The organism is Ectobacillus ponti (assembly GCF_024294785.1).
In the GTDB taxonomy this organism is placed as follows: Bacteria; Bacillota; Bacilli; order Bacillales; family Bacillaceae_G; genus Ectobacillus; species Ectobacillus ponti.
On record NZ_JANCLT010000110.1, the window covers coordinates 1 to 535 of the forward strand.

Consider the following 535-nt stretch of genomic DNA (forward strand, 5'->3'; position numbering starts at 1 on the left):
CGTAGGGCGAGCTAACGAAGGACAAAACAGAAAACCTAACTATAAAAATCGTCATCATCAGCGACGGCGGCAGCAGACGCAAAAGGATCAGCCGCAGATCCAGCAACAGATACTTTCCGCTCGAAAAGGAACTCACTGCCAAACCCGCGAGACTGCTGCAACGTCTGGGCTAACGCCTGGTACTTGCGGATGTCGGCATCGCTGACACTGCGGCGCGCGTACTTCATCGACTCCTCGAAGTGGGCTGCCTTGATCTCAGCAATGTCGTCGACTTCATCTTCCTCCATCGCTTCAGGGTTCTCCTTACTCCGCCTCTCCCTCTCAATGTCCTTCTCGATGTTCTCTCTAATCGCATATTTGCATGCACGCTGACAGATTTCTGTAATATCTGCACCACTGAAGCCTTGGGTGTACTTGGCAAGAGCGTTCAAGTCCACATCCTTCGCCACAGGGGACTTCCTGAGGCAAGCATTGAAAATTTGGAGCCTAGATTGCTCATCAGGCAGTGGAATGTAGATCAGCTGATCGAGACGCC

The 535-nt window shown here is 52.1% G+C and carries 1 pseudogene; it reads right to left on the reverse strand.

From position 1 onward, the window contains the following. Positions 1-35: 35 nt before the first annotated feature. Positions 36-535, reverse strand: a pseudogene (locus NK662_RS24800) (hypothetical protein); the annotation flags it as partial.